At 40.4% G+C, this 18,431-nt stretch carries 18 protein-coding genes and 1 other annotated feature; of the genes, 16 read left to right on the plus strand and 2 right to left on the minus strand.

Translation table 11 applies throughout. The annotated features are described in order from the left end of the window. Positions 1–2 precede the first annotated feature (2 nt). The 15 genes from yihA to O3644_RS02915 all read left to right on the plus strand — a co-directional run bounded on the left by yihA (position 3) and on the right by O3644_RS02915 (position 14,889). Positions 3–590: a ribosome biogenesis GTP-binding protein YihA/YsxC gene (gene yihA / locus O3644_RS02845; protein WP_005589759.1), complete on the plus strand. Its 588-nt coding sequence runs from the start codon at positions 3–5 to the stop codon at positions 588–590. A gap of 292 nt (positions 591–882) precedes the next feature. Next, positions 883–1,581 (plus strand): glucosaminidase domain-containing protein, encoded by a 699-nt coding sequence (locus O3644_RS02850; protein WP_371595007.1) that lies wholly within the window; start codon positions 883–885, stop codon positions 1,579–1,581. 136 nt (positions 1,582–1,717) lie between these two features. After that, positions 1,718–2,662: a homocysteine S-methyltransferase gene (gene mmuM, locus O3644_RS02855; protein WP_062004717.1), complete on the plus strand. Its 945-nt coding sequence runs from the start codon at positions 1,718–1,720 to the stop codon at positions 2,660–2,662. A gap of 106 nt (positions 2,663–2,768) precedes the next feature. Continuing rightward, entirely contained in the window at positions 2,769–3,566 is a 798-nt protein-coding gene (locus O3644_RS02860; RefSeq protein ID WP_005589763.1) for a formate/nitrite transporter family protein, read from the plus strand. A gap of 128 nt (positions 3,567–3,694) precedes the next feature. Further along, positions 3,695–4,036, plus strand: a complete 342-nt coding sequence (locus O3644_RS02865; protein WP_005589765.1) for a hypothetical protein — start codon at positions 3,695–3,697, stop codon at positions 4,034–4,036. A gap of 60 nt (positions 4,037–4,096) precedes the next feature. Continuing rightward, positions 4,097–4,231: a sequence feature (ribosomal protein L10 leader region), on the plus strand. A 37-nt stretch (positions 4,232–4,268) separates the two neighbouring features. Next, complete coding sequence (rplJ, locus tag O3644_RS02870) at positions 4,269–4,769, plus strand: 50S ribosomal protein L10 (RefSeq protein ID WP_001287273.1); 501 nt, start codon at positions 4,269–4,271, stop codon at positions 4,767–4,769. 74 nt (positions 4,770–4,843) lie between these two features. Further along, positions 4,844–5,212 carry a 50S ribosomal protein L7/L12 gene (gene rplL, locus O3644_RS02875; RefSeq protein WP_001196964.1) on the plus strand — a complete coding sequence of 123 codons (369 nt, stop codon included), beginning with the start codon at positions 4,844–4,846 and terminating at the stop codon, positions 5,210–5,212. A gap of 267 nt (positions 5,213–5,479) precedes the next feature. After that, complete coding sequence (gene slmA, locus O3644_RS02880) at positions 5,480–5,611, plus strand: salivaricin M family lantibiotic (RefSeq protein ID WP_371595008.1); 132 nt, start codon at positions 5,480–5,482, stop codon at positions 5,609–5,611. A 268-nt stretch (positions 5,612–5,879) separates the two neighbouring features. After that, positions 5,880–6,614, plus strand: coding sequence for an ABC transporter ATP-binding protein (locus tag O3644_RS02885; protein WP_371595066.1), 735 nt, complete (start codon positions 5,880–5,882; stop codon positions 6,612–6,614). 12 nt (positions 6,615–6,626) lie between these two features. Beyond that, on the plus strand, positions 6,627–8,642 hold the full coding sequence (locus O3644_RS02890; protein WP_371595009.1) for an FtsX-like permease family protein: 2,016 nt from the start codon (positions 6,627–6,629) through the stop codon (positions 8,640–8,642). Positions 8,643–9,568: 926 nt separating this feature from the next. Further along, a complete protein-coding gene (locus tag O3644_RS02895; protein WP_262366226.1) occupies positions 9,569–10,297 on the plus strand; it encodes an ATP-binding protein in 729 nt (242 codons plus the stop codon). Continuing rightward, positions 10,278–10,874, plus strand: coding sequence for a response regulator transcription factor (locus O3644_RS02900; protein WP_148876465.1), 597 nt, complete (start codon positions 10,278–10,280; stop codon positions 10,872–10,874). The genes O3644_RS02895 and O3644_RS02900 overlap by 20 nt, the downstream gene beginning before the upstream one ends. Positions 10,875–10,985: 111 nt before the next feature. Continuing rightward, positions 10,986–11,213: a hypothetical protein gene (locus tag O3644_RS02905; protein WP_187423309.1), complete on the plus strand. Its 228-nt coding sequence runs from the start codon at positions 10,986–10,988 to the stop codon at positions 11,211–11,213. Between the two features lie 157 nt (positions 11,214–11,370). Beyond that, complete coding sequence (locus O3644_RS02910) at positions 11,371–13,107, plus strand: ABC transporter ATP-binding protein (RefSeq protein ID WP_148876467.1); 1,737 nt, start codon at positions 11,371–11,373, stop codon at positions 13,105–13,107. Between the two features lie 9 nt (positions 13,108–13,116). After that, complete coding sequence (locus O3644_RS02915; protein WP_048764215.1) at positions 13,117–14,889, plus strand: ABC transporter ATP-binding protein; 1,773 nt, start codon at positions 13,117–13,119, stop codon at positions 14,887–14,889. Positions 14,890–14,980: 91 nt separating this feature from the next. Here the strand turns inward: O3644_RS02915 and O3644_RS02920 are convergent, their stop codons facing one another. Continuing rightward, positions 14,981–15,664: a B3/4 domain-containing protein gene (locus tag O3644_RS02920; RefSeq protein ID WP_048764217.1), complete on the minus strand. Its 684-nt coding sequence runs from the start codon at positions 15,662–15,664 to the stop codon at positions 14,981–14,983. Between the two features lie 55 nt (positions 15,665–15,719). Continuing rightward, positions 15,720–16,733: a YdcF family protein gene (locus O3644_RS02925; RefSeq protein ID WP_371595010.1), complete on the minus strand. Its 1,014-nt coding sequence runs from the start codon at positions 16,731–16,733 to the stop codon at positions 15,720–15,722. Between the two features lie 230 nt (positions 16,734–16,963). On the opposite strand from O3644_RS02925, the gene brnQ reads away from it, so the two are divergent. Then, positions 16,964–18,295 (plus strand): branched-chain amino acid transport system II carrier protein, encoded by a 1,332-nt coding sequence (brnQ, locus tag O3644_RS02930; RefSeq protein WP_125381694.1) that lies wholly within the window; start codon positions 16,964–16,966, stop codon positions 18,293–18,295. The last annotated feature ends 136 nt before the right edge of the window (positions 18,296–18,431 follow it).

Genomic DNA, 18,431 nt, shown 5'->3' on the forward strand with positions numbered 1-18,431 from the left:
TTATGGAAATCAATACACATAATGCTGAGATTTTACTGAGCGCAGCCAATAAATCGCATTACCCGCAGGATGATATCCCAGAAATCGCCTTGGCGGGTCGTTCCAATGTCGGTAAATCTAGTTTTATCAATACTCTGCTCAATCGTAAAAATCTAGCACGGACTTCGGGTAAGCCTGGTAAAACGCAGTTGTTGAACTTTTTCAATATCGATGACAAGCTCCGTTTTGTGGATGTTCCTGGTTACGGCTATGCCAAGGTTTCGAAAACGGAGCGCGCTAAATGGGGTAAAATGATTGAGGAATACCTGACCAGTCGGGACAATCTGCGAGCGGTCGTGAGTCTAGTAGACTTACGCCATGATCCTAGTGCGGATGATGTGCAGATGTATGAATTCCTCAAATACTATGAAATTCCAGTTATTGTTGTGGCTACCAAGGCTGATAAAATTCCACGTGGTAAGTGGAACAAACATGAGAGCGCCATTAAGAAAAAGCTGGACTTTGATAAAACTGATGATTTTATTATCTTTTCTTCAGTTGATAAAACTGGTCTTGATCAAGCCTGGGATGCGATTTTAGGCAAGATCTAGATGTTAGATTGTATCGGAATGATAGTTGAAATTTCAGAGTTTAAGATCATAGCCTGATTCCGTATGGGTTGGAGTCAGGTTATTTTTATCTTCAGTTCAGTCTGTATATCTTAGTGATAAGGCTCATTATGCAAGTCGAACGAGAAAGTTTTGAATGGAACAATCGTGGCTTGTGAAACTTATATTCGTAGAAGATCTAAAAAATGTCATATACTTGTAATTTATTGCTAATGTTATTTTGCTTTTAGTATGTTACAATAGTAGAATAAATATTGTATTTAGGAGAAAGACTGTGAAGAAGAGAATTTCAAAAGAAAGAAAAAAACTTTTGATAGGTTTGGCAGTAATGGCCTCAACCATTGTCTTTGGTCTGGCTTTGTCAAAGCAAATCAAGCCAGCAAGTGCAAATGATGCTGTTCAGCAACCATTGAACCAAACAGAATATTTCATTTCACAAATTAGTGAGCCAGCTCGCCAGTTGGCCCAGGATAATGATCTGTATGCTTCTGTGATGATTGCACAAGCTATTTTAGAGAGTGGTTCTGGCCAGTCTGGTCTATCAGGCTATCCTCACTATAATCTGTTCGGGATTAAAGGAGCTTATGCTGGTCAGTCAGCGACGATGGAGACCTTGGAAGAAGATGGTCAGGGCAATACTTACGCAATCAATGATCAATTCCGCTCTTACTCAAGTTATGTTGAGTCACTTCAGGATTATGTCTACGTCTTGAGACAAAGTCATTTTGCAGGAGCTTGGAAGAGCAATGCCCCGACTTATCAAGATGCGACAGCTGCCTTGACAGGTGTGTATGCGACGGATAGTAACTACTATGCGAAATTGAACTATCTGATTGAAGCATACAATCTGACTCAGTTTGATTCACCTAGCTATCAGACAGGAGCATCTAATATGGTTTACAATCCTTACCGTGGACAATACACGACTCAAGATGTTCTGGAAACAGACCAAGCATGGGCATCACATAACTAGATAAGAAAAAAGAGATTGTAATAATCTCTTTTTTGCGTTTTACTAATGAAATAGACGATCATTTCAAATAAGCAGATTTATTTATCTTTAGCAAAACTGACTAAGTTGATATTTTAGAAAAGGCTTAAGGAGCAAGATGGGAGCGTTTAAAGACTTACTTGAAAAGCAAGACATAATAATTCTAGATGGTGCTTTGGGGACAGAGCTGGAGAGGCAGGGCTATGATGTTTCTGGTCGGCTTTGGTCAGCCAAGTACTTGCTTGAGAATCCTCAGATTATCCAAGACCTGCATGAAGATTATGTTCGGGCGGGTAGTGACATCATCACCACTTCCAGTTATCAAGCCAGCATTCCAGCTTTGGTCGAAGAAGGATTGAGTTTAGATAAGGCTTATGAAATCTTCAAAGAAACGGTCTTTTTGGCACAGGCAGCTGTTAAAAATGTCTGGCAGGGATTATCGCTAGATGAGCAGCAGCGTTCATATCCTTTGATAGCTGGATCGGTCGGACCATATGCTGCTTATCTGGCTGATGGTTCGGAGTATACAGGAGCCTATCACTTAAGTGAGGAGGAATTTAAAGACTTTCATCGTCCGCGGATACAAGCCTTGCTGGATGCGGGTTGTGATTTATTGGCACTTGAAACGATTCCTAACGGAGCAGAAACCGAGGCGCTTGTTCATTTACTATCAGAAGAATTTCCTCAGGTGGAAGCCTATTTATCTTTTACCGCTCAAACGGTATCAGCGATTTCGGATGGAACACTGATAGAAGAAGTTGGGCGCTTGGCTCAGTCGAGTCCACAAGTATTGGCTGTCGGTTTTAACTGTACAGCTCCGCATTTGATTGCTCCTTTATTAGAAAAGTTAAAACAGGTGTGCGATAATCCCTTACTAGCCTATCCAAATTCTGGAGAGGTCTATAATGGGGTGACGAATACTTGGCAGGACAATCCTGAGCAGCAGCTCTGTTTAACTGATTACAGCCATCTTTGGAAGAAACAGGGCGTTCAGCTTTTTGGCGGTTGCTGTCGAACTCGGCCAGAAGATATAAGGCAGCTAGCAGGCGAATTAAGAACTTGAATATAGCATTCCAAGTTCAAATTTAGAAAAAAACTTACAGAAAACGCTTTCGAAAAATAAAAGTTTGTGATATACTGTACATAGTTTAACTTAGAGGAGAATTATTATGGTCGAATCGACATTTATTCCAAAAATAGAAGCAGCTTGCCGTAAGAAAGAAGGCTTGTTCGACACAAGTAAAGGGAAGTATGCTGTTCGCTCTATCTTTGCGGGGGCCTTTCTGACTTTCAGTACAGGAGCAGGAGCTATTGCGGCAGACCTGACAAATAAGATTGTCCCAGGAACGGGTCGTTTTCTCTTCCCTTTTATCTTTGCTTGGGGATTGGCCTACATCGTCTTTCTGAATGCTGAGCTGGTGACTTCCAACATGATGTTTCTGACAGCTGGCACTTTCTTGAAGAAGATTGACTGGAAAAAAGCATTGATTATTTTGTTCTATTGTACTTTCTTTAACTTGATTGGGGCTTTGATTGCTGGCTGGCTCTTTGCTAATTCTGCGGCTTATGCAGGACTGAGCAAGGAAAGTTTCATTGCTGGTGTTGTGCAGATGAAGCTTGCCCGTTCCAATGAACTTATTTTACTTGAGGGAATACTAGCCAATGTATTTGTTAATATTGCGATTCTTTCCTTCGTCTTGGTGAAAGATAGTACAGCTAAGCTTTTCTTGGTTATTTCAGCCATTTATATGTTTGTATTCTTAACCAACGAACACTTGGCAGCTAACTTTGCTTCTTTTGCTATCGTCAAATTTAGCTCAGCTGCATCACAGGTGGCAAATTTTGGTATTGGAAATATCCTGCGTCACTGGGCTGTGACCTTCGTAGGAAACCTGATTGGTGGTGGTCTCCTAATCGGTCTGCCATATGCTTGGTTCAATAAAAAAGAAGAGCATTATGTAGATTAAAATGTAGCCTTAGGGTTACATTTTTTTGAAGAAGTGACGCTCTGATTCTCGTCTAGATTTGCCTAAATTGACAAACATATAAAATTTTGTTAAACTTTATTAATATTTTTATATTTAGGGAGATCTTGATGAATAAACTTACTATTCAAGCACCAGATGGCAGCAATGTTAAGACTTTGTCACCAATGTACTCTATTACAACCTTGCTATTTAACTTTTTCGTTCCTCTTTTTCGTAAAGACTGGAAATACTTTGGGATCATGCTTGGATCACTGTTTGTATTTGCTGTGATTGCAACACTTCTTATCCCAGATGATTTCTTGAGACCTGTAGGAACTGCCTACAACTTGTTTTGGGCCTTTTTCTATAATCGTCTTTGGATAAAAGACCGAGTTTTCACTGATGGTTGGGTGCCTACTGACGATGCTAGTAAAGCCTTGCTTGACAAGACTTTTCCTAAAAATGCATAAAAAAAGTAAAAAGATTGCACAAAAAGCTTGCAATCTTTTTTTTCTTTTGCTATAATTATCAATGGTTTGAAAAAACTGCCTAAGACAGTAGGGGAGCTCGACTCATAAAAATCCTACCGAGGACAAAACGTATCATGTAAAAGAAGCGTATTGTACTTTCGTGTCTAGGTTTGGGCGCGTTTTTCTTTTAGAAAATTCCCCAAGCAAAATAATTACGGAGGTGAAACACTAAATGAGTGAAGCAATTATTGCTAAAAAAGCAGAATTAGTTGACGTAGTAGCTGAGAAAATGAAAGCTGCTGCATCAATCGTTGTTGTGGACGCTCGTGGTTTGACAGTTGAGCAAGATACTGTTCTTCGTCGTGAGCTTCGTGGAAGCGAAGTTGAGTACAAAGTAATTAAAAACTCAATCTTACGTCGTGCAGCTGAAAAAGCTGGTCTTGAAGATCTTGCATCAGTATTTGTTGGACCATCTGCAGTAGCATTTTCTAACGAAGATGTTATCGCACCAGCGAAAATCTTGAACGATTTTGCTAAGAATGCAGAAGCACTTGAAATCAAAGGTGGTGCTATCGAAGGCGCTGTCGCATCAAAAGAAGAGATTCTTGCACTTGCAACTCTTCCAAACCGCGAAGGACTTCTTTCTATGCTCCTTTCTGTACTTCAAGCGCCAGTTCGCAACGTTGCACTTGCTGTCAAAGCAGTTGCAGACAACAAAGAAGACGCAGCTTAATCTTAAGCTACGCAGCGTAGCCTAGCTACAAAAAAATTATTATAAAAATAAAAACTTATTTGGAGGAAATAACAATGGCATTGAACATTGAAAACATTATTGCTGAAATTAAAGAAGCTTCAATCCTTGAATTGAACGACCTTGTAAAAGCTATCGAAGAAGAATTTGGTGTAACTGCAGCTGCTCCTGTAGCTGTTGCTGCAGCTGGTGCTGCTGACGCTGGTGCTGCTAAAGATTCATTTGACGTTGAATTGACAGCTGCTGGTGACAAAAAAGTTGGCGTTATCAAAGTTGTACGTGAAATCACTGGTCTTGGCCTTAAAGAAGCTAAAGAACTTGTTGATGGTGCACCAGGTGTCATCAAAGAAGGCGTTCCAACTGCAGAAGCTGAAGAAATCAAAGCTAAATTGGAAGAAGCTGGAGCTTCAGTTACTCTTAAATAATCATTTATTGATTGCTTGGGACTGAAAGCCTAGTATTAAAGCCTTTTCGTTGAGTTAAGGCGATTCAAAAAATGGGAAGTTTCGTTAGAAACACCCCGAAGACACCCCCACAAATTATTGTGGGGGTGTCTTTTTTATGAAAAGTAATAAAATTTTATCAAGTCATTGATTATTTTACTTAAATTTGACAACACTTTGATTTGGTGTTATATTTACGGGGAGAAATACAAATAAAACAAGACAACTTTGAGATTAATTCTTTGGATTATGGAAATTAATATCCAAGAATTGGATGGTAAATCTGCTGCTGGGTGGCGTACGGCTGTTAGATTAACAGTACAGGGGCGCTGTGGTTGGTGGTTTACATATTCTTTTTCGCCAAACGTGCGCTGTGGATAAAACTCTCTATTTTTTGACAGGAGGATAAAATGGAAGGAATTATTGGGACACTAGATTTCTATGCACCTGTACTGGTCTTAGGAGTTATTGTCATAGGGATTGTTTACTTTATGAAAAAAAGAAACAATCGAAAATAATCAATATCGACCGATACCTAAAAAAGTATCGGCTTTTTTTATAGCATAAATATATTGCACAAAATACTCATGGCAAACCTTGAAAGAAACCGTATAATGAGAGTGTAAAAAAGAAACGGAGGAATGAAATGATGAAACAGCTTATTGTGACAGGATTAACGAAAACATTTGGTCAAGGGGATAATATCGTTCATGCTTTATTAGATGTGAACTTGTCCGTTGAAAAAGGTGAATTTCTGGCAATTATGGGGGCTAGTGGTAGTGGAAAAACAACACTTCTCAACTGTATTTCAACGATTGATAAACCAACATCAGGTGAGATTCGATTTGAAGATTTTGACATCATCCATGCCAAGGAAAATGAACTAGCTGACTATCGTGCTAAAAACATTTCCTATATTTTCCAAGCTTACAACTTGGTGGAAACCTTGACAGTTTATGAAAATATTGTTCTACCTCTCCAGATACAGGGGAAAAATATCAAAAAACATCAGGATAAGATTGAGGAAATTTTGGATAAGTTGGCCATCCAAAACTTAAAAGATAAGTTTCCTAATCAGTTATCAGGTGGCCAGCGACAACGTGTGGCAACTGCTAGAGCCTTGATTGATGATTCTAAACTGATTATCGCAGATGAGCCGACGGGAGCCTTGGACTCTGCCAATTCTGAAAAACTGATGGCGCTTTTGCAGGAAATCAATAAAAGTTTTGGTATTACCATTTTACTGGTTACGCATGACCCTGCCGCAGCCAAGTACTCTTCACGGATGGTGCTACTTAGCGATGGAAAGATTATGTATGATTTGGAACGTAACAGCTTATCTAATGAACAGTATTTGCAAGAGATTTACAGCCGTACCAGATAGGAGGAGGAGAGTATGTATCCAAAATTGATTTTACGAAATGTATTTCGAAATTTACAGACCTATACCATCTATTTTTTCAGTCTGACCTTGATTTATAGCTTGCTCTACGCTTTTAATGCTTTACCAAGCCATCCAGTGATGCAAAGTTTATCAGGAGCAAAGGAAATGTTAACGACGGTGATGAGCCAGTACATGGGCTTGCTTTCCTATCTGATTCTATCGGCGATTGCCTTTCTCGTCGTTTATTCCACAAACTTTGTCCTGGGACGGCGCAAGAAAGAGCTGGGACTTTATGCAACGCTGGGAATGAAGAAGAAGCAGATTATCCGTACCCTGTTCTTTGAAACCATGCTGGTCAATATCTTTTCCTTGATTCTAGGTTTCTTGCTTGGAGTGATCTTACTGGTCATTCTAGCTAAGATTGCATCTGAGTTTTTTATGGCCAATTACTTTGGTAGTCTGTTTTTCTTTGATAGCAAGTCTGTCATCTTACTAGTTTATTCCTATTTGGTAACCAGTTTTATTGTTGGTGTCATGGACATTCTTACCTTTAGAAAGCAAAATATCATTGCACTCATTCAAGAAAATGGGGTCAAGAAATCTGTCTTGGCAAAAGGCAAGCCAGTTCTTCAAGCACTTCTCTTTATTCTTTCGACAGCTGTTATCGGTTTTGGTGCTCTCTATTTTTCAGACTATTACCATCTATCACTCTTGAAAAGCTGGGGTATCTTACTTGTATCTGTCTTCGTGATTTTTGTGATTTTATTTTACAATACCTTGAGCCATTTTATCTTGGTTTCCCTTAGAAAACTGCCTCAAACCTACTATAACAGACTAAACAGTTTTAAAATTCGTCAATTTTCAAAACAAGCTGACAGTAATTCGGTCACGTTGGCTGTCTTATCCTTGACCTTGACACTGGCTCTCAGCTTACTAGTTTTTAGTGGTAGTGCCTATACGACTATGAACCGAGAGCTGAACAAATACTCACCTTATGACGTATCTGTCAATCTTTATCGTGGTCAAGAGTTCCAGTTTTCTCAGGAATCTGTCAAAGACAGATTGAAAGCAGATGGATTTGACTTTAACCTCATCAAAGAGGAGTACAGCTATCCTATCTATTCTAGTGATTTAACCTATAAAGATTTGATTGATACTAGCAATCTTTGGGCGCATGATAAGGAACTTCCTGAATCAAAAGTACCGATTTTAGGAATTTCTGCCTACAATCATCTCAGTAAACTGCAAGGGAAAAAAGCGGTTGACTTGGCAGATAACCAATTTCTGGTCAATGCCAACTATAAAGGAACTGCCAAGCAGATTCAGGACTTTCTATCAACGACCAAAAACCTCACGATTAACGGTCATTCTCTCAATCTTGCATCTTCCAAGCCACTTGAAACGGTTTACTTTTTATCTTCAGTAGGTACAAATGATACAGGAACCTTGATTGTACCCGATAAGGTAGTAATTGGACTGACGGAAGACCACATGACCTATGTTGCTAATTTCAAAGAAAATATTGACAAGCGGAAAGTAGAAGCATTCTTGAGTCAGTGGATTGAAAAATACTACTTCACTCGTGATGGTACAGAGTTGAATCCGTTCACCTATCAAACGAAAGGAAGAATTTTTGAGATTTATCTTGGATTTATGGGCGTCATCGTCTTTGTCATGATTTTTGTCAGTGTTATTTTTATCATTATTTCCCTCAGTATCTTGTCACTTCAAACTTCTACAAGTTCTTTGGATAGTGTCAATGATTATCAAATCTTATACCTTCTTGGGAATAAGAGAAAGCAAAATCGCTCTATTCTTTTGCAACAGATTCTAAGTTATTTCTTGGTTCCGCTGGTTATCGCAGGTCCGCTAGCACTTGCCTTGAGTACAGCTCTTTTGGGCTATTTTGAGAATTTCGCTAATACCAGCATTTCTATTGATATCACCTATCTGGGAGTAGCGGTTTTACTCTTCGTCCTTTACCTGCTAGTGACTTACAGAGTAAGTTGGCAAATTATTGAAAATTAAGTCAAATACCAGAGTTGCCTATCCGACAATTCTGGTATTGTGTTATAATGATATTAAAGTAGTTCAGGAAGTGGATACATATGAAACAGTTTGTCAAATTGATCTCGAAAAACTCACTTTTATTGTGGTGGTTGACGATTTTTAATCATCTAACTTTGATGATTTATATTTATTATAGGGTTCCTCTGGACTTTTCGACAGATTTTTCCTTACAGATGGTTTTATTGCTGATTATTGCTTTAATTGCATTTAGTTATATTTGTAATATTGTGACCTTTCGTTATAGTGAGTTGAAACTCTGGTTGCTCCTGATGATGTTTCTCATTAGCTGGCAATCCATATTTAATCAAGGAGTTACGAGCACCCTGTTGCACTTTTTTGATATTCTTCATCCGCTCAACTCTTTTTTATTAGTGTATAGTTCTCTGTCTATTCTCTTTCTGGGAGAGAAAATAGGAGAAGAACTGTTGAGTGTGTCCTTTGTGTTGACACTAATCACCGTTAGTTCGTATCTGTTAAGTCCTTCAATTTTTCTCTTTCTGTCCTTGTTTGCGTCTTTCTTTTTAAACCTTGTTCCCTTGATTTTATTTATTTTATATCATGAAGAGTTGAAAAGTAAACTCAGGTATCAGAGACGAAATTTGTGGATATTAGCTCTAATATTGCCTCTTTCTTATTTCTTTTTGTATATCAATACGACGAGCTCAGAAGTGATGAACCTAGTCTGGTATCTGGAAATTGTTGGCATCTTAGTTTTTTTACACTTCAAAACTATTATCAGCTCTCTTCAAAAAAAGGTATCAGAGTTAAAATTATCCTATATAAAAGCTTTTTCACACTTATTTTTACTAGTTATGTTTTTGTTAGTAGGTATTTTCATCATCTTTCGTCTAGATTTAAACACGAGCTTTTTGGTCTTGAATATCATGTTACTATTGTTCGGGATTTGTTCGGAAGAATTGATTCGTCTCTTTCGTTCTGCTGAAATGCTAGATGCTAGGGATTATGTAAAAGTTCTCTTTTTAAAGCGTAACCGTATGGTAAAAAGTCTGCTGGCAAATGAAGACACAGAACAACAGTTCTCCGAATTTCTTCACAATGAAATCCTGCAAAATGTGATGGCAATAAAAAATTTCAATAAATATAGTAGCAATCAAGCTTTTGGTGAACAGATCAATCTGGTGACAGAAGAGTTGGTTCAGCGGATTCGTGAGCGGATGGATTATTATCAGCCAATGGTAGAAACAGACGAGCAGTTAGACATCCAGTATCAAGGGCTGATTAATCGGATTGTCAAGCGCTATCACGCAGAAAATGAAGTCGTCACACAGTTTCCTGTCCACTTTAGGCTTTTATCTCCTTACGATAAAATTGCCTATCGTCTGGTTGAGGAATTGGCGACCAATGCCGTTAAGTACGCTAGTGGTGGAACAATTTTTTTGAAGATTGATGTGCATGATGACGCTATTTTTATCATTTCTGAAAATGACTGCCTTCAAACAGAAAAATCCTTAGGTTATGGCTTGAAAAATATGTCTAATAAAATTAGTGTTTTAGGTGGTCAAATGCAGATTTTTGAAAATAATAAGAGATTTCGTGTAGAAATTATTCTCCCGATTGATAAGGAGTTGTGTTATGAAAATTTTGTTAATTGATGATCATAAATTATTTAGCCAAAGTATCAAGATGATTTTAGAGTTATCGGAAAACATTAAAAAGGTCCAGTTGGTGGATAATTTTTCGACTATCTCGGAGATTGCTTTTAATGACTACGACATTATTTTGATTGACATCAACCTGACGAGTCTGTATCAAGCTGATGGGCTGACCTTGGCACAAGAGATTATCGACAATGGTTGTTCTAGTAAGATTGTAATTTTGACGGGATACAGCAAAAAGATGTATGAACACCGAGCTAAAGCTATGGGTGCTTATGGCTTTCTGGATAAAAGCATGAACCCAGATGAGTTGGTGAAAAAGCTGGAAAAGATTTATCTAGGTGGCAAGGTCTTTTCAGATGAAGTGATGGTAGAGGTGCTAACACCACGAGAAATCGAGATGCTAGAACTGGTTAGAAATGGCTTGGCTATTGATGATATCTGTGAAAGGATTTATGTGAGTAAACGTACAGTTTCCAATCACTTGGCCAATATCTTTTCAAAATTGGGAGTGACTAACAGGCAGGAGGCGATTCACATCGCTGAGCAGTTGGGCTATTTTCCACCAGATTAAAAAGTTGCAGAAGATGCAGCTTTTTTAATTTATTTACAAAAATTGCACATATTACTCATTCTAATAAACGGTAAATTTGATAATCTATTAGTAATTAAGGAGGAAATCATTATGTCTATGGTATCTGAAAAATGGTTAAGTTTATTTAATAATATCGAAGATGATGAGCAGTTAGATGAATTTTTAAAGACTACCTCTGGAGATAGTCTACAAGATTGGGAAGAAAAATTTCTTCAGTACGAGCAGTGGGGAAAAGGTTACATTGAGCGAGAGTTGGGAACAATCTTATGTGATGAATATAACCCTCAGGAAAAGCTCAGAGTAAGCATTCATTCTTAAAATATAATACAAACTCGAAGAAAAGATATGCTGGTAGGTCTTTACGCTTTTTTATATTTCTGCTATACTATTCTTAGTAAGGCGTGCATTTGCGCGCTCTTTTCTGTCTAAAAGTACTCTTCAGTGCTTTTTTATTGTTATAGAAAATGGAGGGATTATGCTTTACATTTGGTCTTATTTGAAACGCTACCCCAAGTGGTTGGTACTGGATTTTGTGTCGGCCATCTTTTTTGTAGTGGTCAATCTAGGGCTGCCAACAGTTTTGGCGCGCATGATTGACGAAGGGATTAACCAAGGCGATCAGGAACGCCTGTATTTCTGGGGCTTTATCATGCTGCTGGTTATTATCCTTGGGATTTTGGGGCGGATCGTCCTTTCCTATGCCGCTGGAAAATTAACGACCAGCATGGTGCGAGATATGCGGAATGATCTCTATGACAAGCTGCAGGAGTATTCCCATCATGAGTATGAGCAGATCGGCGTTTCTTCGCTGGTGACACGGATTACCAGTGATGCCTTTGTCCTCATGCAGTTTGCTGAGCAAACACTCAAAATGGGAGCTATCACGCCTATCATGATGCTGTCTTCCATCCTCATGATTTTCCTGACCAGTCCGTCCATGGCTTGGATTGTGGCGATTTCAGTGCCTTTTTTGGCAATCGTAGTCTGGTATGTGGCGGTCAAGACGCGTCCCCTGTCTGAAAAGCAGCAGAAGACACTGGACAAGATCAACCAGTATGCTCGGGAAAATCTGACCGGTCTGCGGGTCATTCGAGCCTTTGCCCGTGAGGAATTTCAGGAAGAGCGCTTCGCCAATGAAAATGAAATCTATGCGGAGAATTCCAACCGTCTCTTCAAATTGACAGGTTTGACGGAGCCTCTCTTTGTGCAGATTATCATTGCCATGATTGTGGCCATTGTCTGGTTTGCCCTGAAACCACTAGGCAGCGGCGAGTTGAAAATCGGGGATTTAGTTGCCTTTATCGAGTACAGTTTCCATGCCCTTCTGTCCTTCCTGCTCCTGTCCAGTCTCTTTACCATGTATCCACGTACGGCGGTCTCTAGCGAGCGGCTGAAGGAAGTCATGGATATGCCGATTTCCATCGATCCAAATGAGAATGGGATCACGGAAACTGCGACTCATGGCTATCTGGAATTTGACAATGTAACCTTTGCCTATCCAGGTGAGACGGAAAATCCTGTTCTGCATAATATTTCTTTCAAGGCCAAACCGGGGGAAACGATCGCCTTTATCGGCTCAACAGGTTCTGGTAAATCTTCCTTGGTTCAGCTGATTCCGCGTTTCTATGATGTGACCTTGGGCAAGATTTTGGTGGATGGTGTGGATGTCCGCGCCTATAATCTCAAGGCTCTCCGTCAGAAGATTGGCTTTATCCCGCAGAAAGCTTTGCTATTTACCGGGACGATCGCTGAAAATATCCGCTATGGTAAGGAAGATGCTAGCTCTGAGGAGCTCAATCAAGCAGCGGATGTGGCTCAGGCTCGCGACTTTATCGAGAGCAGAGAAGAGCGCTTCGAGACGCATTTGGCTGAAGGCGGCAGCAATCTATCCGGTGGTCAAAAGCAACGTCTGTCCATTGCGCGTGCGGTTGTTAAAGAGCCAGACATTTATATTTTTGATGATTCCTTCTCGGCTCTGGACTACAAGACAGATGCGACTTTGCGCCGCCGACTCAAGGAAGTGACGCAGGATGCAACGGTTCTCATCGTGGCTCAGCGGGTTGGAACCATTATGGATGCGGATCAGATTATTGTCCTAGACAAGGGTGAAATCGTGGGTCGAGGCCGACATGAGGAGCTGATGGAAAATAATGCCATCTATCGCGAAATTGCCAATTCCCAGCTCAATAGCCAATCACTAACAGAAGAATAGGAGGAAGAGATGAAAGAAAATAGTTTTGTCCGCTTATGGGGCTATCTAAAAGTCTATAAAGCTGCCGTGCTTCTTGCAGTCTTCCTCAAGATTGTCAGCGTGGTCATGAGTGTCCTAGAGCCTTTTGTCCTAGGGCTTGCTATCACAGAGCTGACACAAAATCTGCTAGATATGGCCAAGGGAGTGCCCGGTGCAGCCATCAATAGCAGCTACGTGGCTTGGATTATGCTGCTTTACTTTATTCGTGCCCTCTTTTATGAGATTGGTGCCTATTTCTCTAACTATTTTATGACCAATGCTGTGCAGAGCACCGTTCGCGATATGCGCAATGAGCTCAGTCGTAAAATCAATCGAATTCCTGTTTCCTACTTTGACAAGCACCAGTTCGGTGATCTGATTGGGCGCTTCACCAGTGATGTGGAGACCGTCTCAAATGCACTTCAACAAAGTTTTTTGCAGGTGGTCAATGCCGTCATGACCCTTATTTTGGTCATTGGGATGGTTCTTTATCTGAATGTCCAGCTGGCCTTGATTGTTATCGTCAGCATTCCTCTGACTTATTTTGGAGCTAGATTTATTCTTAAAAAATCTCAGCCTTACTTTAAGCAGCAGGCGGATGTTTTGGGTGCTATGAATGGCTTCGTACAGGAAAATCTGTCTGGTTTTAATGTTCTCAAGCTTTATGGTCGGGAAGAGACTTCGGCTGAGGATTTTCGAGCTATTACTCAAAATTTGCAGGAAGTCGGTTTTAAAGCCAGCTTTATCTCAGGACTCATGATGCCCGTCCTTAATGGGATTTCAGATTTGACCTATCTTATCGTTGCTCTCTTGGGTGGTTTACAGGTTATTGCTGGTCAGCTGACCATCGGGAATATGCAGGCCTTTGTCCAGTACGTCTGGCAGGTCAATCAACCCATCCAAAACCTTACCCAACTGGCTGGTCAGCTCCAGAGTGCCAAGTCTTCGCTGGATCGGATTTTCCGGATTTTGGATGAGCCAGATGAAGTCATGGATAATACTATCCAGCTAGACAAGGACTTGACTGGTCAAGTCAGCTTCAAAGATGTAGACTTCCAATATGTGGCAGACAAGCCGCTGATTCGCAACTTTAATCTGGAAGTCCAGCCGGGTGAAATGGTGGCTATTGTCGGGCCGACTGGAGCTGGTAAGACGACCTTGATCAATCTTCTCATGCGTTTCTACGATGTGACCAAGGGCTCTATCAGCGTGGATGGCCACGATATTCGCCAGCTATCCCGCCAAGACTATCGTAAGCAATTTGGTATGGTTCTGCAGGACGCTTGGCTTTATGAGGGGACTATCAAGGAAAATCTTCGATTTGGTAACCTTGATGCTACTGATGAGGAGATTGTGGAAGCAGCCAAATCAGCCAATGTGGACCACTTTATCCGTACCTTGCCAGGTGGCTACAATATGGAAATGAATCAGGAGTCTAGCAATATTTCGCTGGGTCAAAAGCAACTTCTGACGATCGCACGGGCTCTCTTGGCCGATCCTAAGATTCTAATTTTGGACGAGGCGACATCCTCAGTGGACACTCGTTTGGAGTTGTTGATTCAGAAGGCTATGAAAACTCTTATGCAGGGGCGGACGAGCTTTGTTATTGCTCACCGCTTGTCCACTATCCAAGAAGCAGACAAGATTTTGGTGCTCAAGGATGGGCAAATCATTGAGCAAGGCAATCACGAGTCGCTGCTAGCTGACAAGGGCTTCTATCATGACTTGTATATGAGCCAATTTTCAGATAAGAAAGAAGACTAGACATACAAAAAGAGGAAACTCAGCTGAGTTTCCTTTTTGATTTATAATTTGATGGAGTTTTACTTCAAAAACTTGTCGAGTGAAAAGTTGCTTAAAGATCTTCTACTTGAATGACGTGGGTTTCAAATTCGAGATTTGGCATGGCTGCTGCTAAATCCTGTTGAATGCGTTCAAGGGCTTCTAGTCGCATTTGGACAGATGTATGGGCATTTCCTTGGATAATGAAAATGGCATTTTTGGTGCTATCATCAAATTTATAAAGGTCACTATCACGGACATCAAGCCAAGCAAGGATGCCTTTTTCATCTCGATAGACATAGTCGGTCGGAGCCACGTGCTTTTCCTTGGATAAGATAGGAAGGAAAATATCATCCTTCTGACTGACAGTAAACTCAATCTCATCACCGATTTTATCAAGGTCATGACCGCCGATAGCTAGGAGAGAATGCAAGGATTCTACATTATAAATATCAATAACGCTGTTAATCCTTGGAATGGAGCCGCGGTGTTGGATATTGCGGATCAAAGCTGGTACTGTTGGCGGGTTCTTTTTAACACTGCGCCCAACTTTCTGTAGCAAATTACAGTAGCCTTGGATAGTCGGATGGTCAGTGATTTCTGCTAAATTGCAGTTCAAAGCCCAGTTTTCTGCTTCCTTCTGTTTTTGGAGAAAGGCTTCTGATAAAGGTGCTTGGGGATCGACGTTTCTAGCAATGCCAAGGACGACACTTGTGATGCCAAGTTCTGCTAAACTTTTATCAATGGTAAATTTCATTTTTGACGGACCTCCATTTTTTTCTTACCATTATTGTACTCTTTTCTAGGGCTTTTTACAATGAAAAATATGAGTGGAATAAGGAGGAAAGGAAGGGAAGTAGCAGAATTCCTATGATAAACGCATGCCATTTCCAGTAGATACGGATCAAACCAGCGGTTTCTCGGATCCATGCAGAAGGAAGGAAATAGAAGGCCGTTCGAGAACCAATGCTGCGACCTTTGAGACCGACTTGTTTCATATAGATGCCAGCACGTAGCGCGTGGAAAGAATTTGTGACTAGGAGAACTCGATCTTGCTCCAGTCCTTGTGATAGCATAAGCTGTTTACTGAATATGAGATTTTCAAGCGTAGTGCGAGATTTATTTTCGAGGAAAATACTGTCAGTTGGGACTCCTTTTTCCATCAAATAACCTGCCATAGCCTCTGCTTCGGAAATCCACTCGTCGTCTCCCTGACCGCCAGAGACAATGATGGCTGGCTTCCGATTAAATTTTTCATAGATGGCTAGCCCTTTATCCAAGCGCTGAGCCAGCAGGGGAGGCACCTTATCTCCAAACAATCCTGCACCGAGGATAATAATGGTCTGAGGCTCTTTCTTGACTGGAAAAATATTTAAAAAGAATGCATAGATGATATAGGAAAGATAGAGAAAGGTTCCGTAAAATAGTAGCAAATCAGCGAGGGAAATCAAAGTTGCAAGAAATGACCGAGGAGCGAGAAAATGCAGTAAAGCAAGCCCCACGATCGCTAGGCCGTAGAGAAGCGATAGTAGATTGGCTAGTCTGAGCCCCTCTAGCTGTAGCATTTGGCGACCATTAAAAATCAAATAAGCAGTAGAAGCGAAAATACTAATAGGAATTGCTAAAAGCAGGATATAAAAGCTAATCATAGCTGGTGTATAACCAATAAATCGCTCAAGACTAACAATCGTAAGCCCAGCTAAAACAATGCCCATCATTATAAGAGTGAAGGTCAGGAGATAAGCATTGAATAAACTTCTAGGTTCCCGATAGACTAAAAAAGTAAAGATAGCAGCAGGAATGAGCCAGATTAGATGAAGTAACATATTAAAACCTCGCAATTGAACTTATAACTAGTATAGCATAAGTCCATCTCATAAAAAAGGAATTACGTATATGATATAAATCGAAAACAAATAAGAATAATTCGTAATAAATCGAATTATATTTCGCGATTTTCTTAAGGTTGAGAAAAGGCGATTTTTATTTCAAAATCCTTGCAATGAGTGGTGTTTATCGGTATAATGGAAAAATCTTAAAAAGACTGGAGATGACGATGATAAAAAAAGGATCCTTGACCGGTTTGCTTTTATTTGGAATGTTTTTCGGAGCCGGTAACCTGATTTTTCCACCTCAATTGGGTTTGGAATCTGGTCAAAATTTCTGGCCAGCTATTGGGGGCTTTGTCCTATCGGGCGTCGGTATTGCTATTCTAACCTTGATTATAGGTACTTTAAATCCCAAGGGCTATATTGATGAAATCTCGAAAAAGATTGCCCCTTGGTTTGCGGTAGTTTACTTGGTAGCCCTTTATCTTGCAATTGGTCCCTTCTTTGCCATTCCTCGGACGGCGACCACTGCATTTTCTGTCGGGATTGAGCCCATGTTGCCTGCAGGTTCTCATGCCATTTGGCTTTTTGGGTTTACGCTGGTTTATTTTGCCTTTGCCTATCTGATTGCACTTAATCCATCGAAAATCCTTGATAGTATTGGTCGTTATTTAACTCCAATCTTTGCCTTATTGATTGTAGTTTTAGTTGTATTAGGCGCTGCCAAATATGGTTCCACTGCTCCTCAAGGAGCAACAGGGGAATATGCTGCTTCAGCTTTCGGAGCAGGCTTTCTTCAGGGCTACAATACTCTGGATGCTTTGGCTTCAGTTGCCTTTAGTGTGGTTGCCGTGACGACACTCAACCAGCTCGGTTTCAAGAATAAAAAAGAATACATTTCTACCATTTGGATCGTGGGTATCCTTGTGGCGCTAGGCTTTAGCGTTCTTTATATTGGTCTTGCCTTTCTTGGAAATCACTTCCCACTTAATCTAGCGAATTTGCCGAAAGGAGCAAATGTAGGGGCTTCTGTTTTGTCTTCTGCAACTCAGGCTATCTTTGGGCCGATGGCTCAAATTTTCCTAGCGATTATGGTAACGGTGACCTGTTTTACAACAACAGCTGGACTTATCGTCTCAACTGGCGAATTTTTCCATAATACTTTCCCGAAAGTATCTTATAAGGTGTATGCGACCATTTTTACGCTAGTTGGTTTTGCTATTGCAAATCTTGGTTTGAATGCTATTATTCAGTATTCAGTTCCAGCTCTGGAAATTCTTTATCCTATTACCATTACGATTGTGATGATTGTCATGGTTAATCGCTTTTTGCCACTTTCTAAACCAGGTATGCAGTTGACCATCGCAGTAGTGACGCTGATTGCTTTTGCTAGCATTTTGGGACGACAATTCAAGCTAACTGCCATTCTCAATCTGGTTAATGCTCTGCCATTTGCTCAAGCTTCTCTGCCTTGGTTGCTGCCGGCGCTGGTTGGAATCTTGCTCTCACTCCTTTTGCCAAACAAGCAAAAAAGTGAAGCATTTGAATTTGAAGCATAAGAAGAAAATTCACCACAGTGTGGTGGATTTTTTTGACTCATTGTCAATTGTAGTAGGTGATTTAAGTTTAAGACTGGGAATGTTTGGTGAAGAAACTCAAGTTGTTTCTTATGAACAATAAGACAATATAAGCATT

The organism is Streptococcus sp. 27098_8_113 (genome assembly GCF_041432545.1).
Lineage (GTDB): Bacteria > Bacillota > Bacilli > Lactobacillales > Streptococcaceae > Streptococcus.

Bases quoted from the DNA above. Each gene is read 5' to 3' on its own strand.
- O3644_RS02890 (WP_371595009.1), top strand. From the start codon at position 6,627: ATGTATCCAAAATTGATTTTACGAAATGTATTTCGAAATTTACAGACC.
- O3644_RS02865 (WP_005589765.1), top strand. From the start codon at position 3,695: ATGAATAAACTTACTATTCAAGCACCAGATGGCAGCAATGTTAAGACT.
- O3644_RS02910 (WP_148876467.1), top strand. From the start codon at position 11,371: ATGCTTTACATTTGGTCTTATTTGAAACGCTACCCCAAGTGGTTGGTA.
- O3644_RS02925 (WP_371595010.1), bottom strand. From the start codon at position 16,733: ATGTTACTTCATCTAATCTGGCTCATTCCTGCTGCTATCTTTACTTTT.
- O3644_RS02920 (WP_048764217.1), bottom strand. From the start codon at position 15,664: ATGAAATTTACCATTGATAAAAGTTTAGCAGAACTTGGCATCACAAGT.
- O3644_RS02885 (WP_371595066.1), top strand. From the start codon at position 5,880: ATGAAACAGCTTATTGTGACAGGATTAACGAAAACATTTGGTCAAGGG.
- mmuM (WP_062004717.1), top strand. From the start codon at position 1,718: ATGGGAGCGTTTAAAGACTTACTTGAAAAGCAAGACATAATAATTCTA.
- O3644_RS02900 (WP_148876465.1), top strand. From the start codon at position 10,278: ATGAAAATTTTGTTAATTGATGATCATAAATTATTTAGCCAAAGTATC.
- O3644_RS02905 (WP_187423309.1), top strand. From the start codon at position 10,986: ATGTCTATGGTATCTGAAAAATGGTTAAGTTTATTTAATAATATCGAA.
- O3644_RS02895 (WP_262366226.1), top strand. From the start codon at position 9,569: ATGTTACTATTGTTCGGGATTTGTTCGGAAGAATTGATTCGTCTCTTT.
- rplL (WP_001196964.1), top strand. From the start codon at position 4,844: ATGGCATTGAACATTGAAAACATTATTGCTGAAATTAAAGAAGCTTCA.
- rplJ (WP_001287273.1), top strand. From the start codon at position 4,269: ATGAGTGAAGCAATTATTGCTAAAAAAGCAGAATTAGTTGACGTAGTA.
- slmA (WP_371595008.1), top strand. From the start codon at position 5,480: ATGGAAATTAATATCCAAGAATTGGATGGTAAATCTGCTGCTGGGTGG.
- O3644_RS02860 (WP_005589763.1), top strand. From the start codon at position 2,769: ATGGTCGAATCGACATTTATTCCAAAAATAGAAGCAGCTTGCCGTAAG.
- brnQ (WP_125381694.1), top strand. From the start codon at position 16,964: ATGATAAAAAAAGGATCCTTGACCGGTTTGCTTTTATTTGGAATGTTT.
- O3644_RS02915 (WP_048764215.1), top strand. From the start codon at position 13,117: ATGAAAGAAAATAGTTTTGTCCGCTTATGGGGCTATCTAAAAGTCTAT.
- yihA (WP_005589759.1), top strand. From the start codon at position 3: ATGGAAATCAATACACATAATGCTGAGATTTTACTGAGCGCAGCCAAT.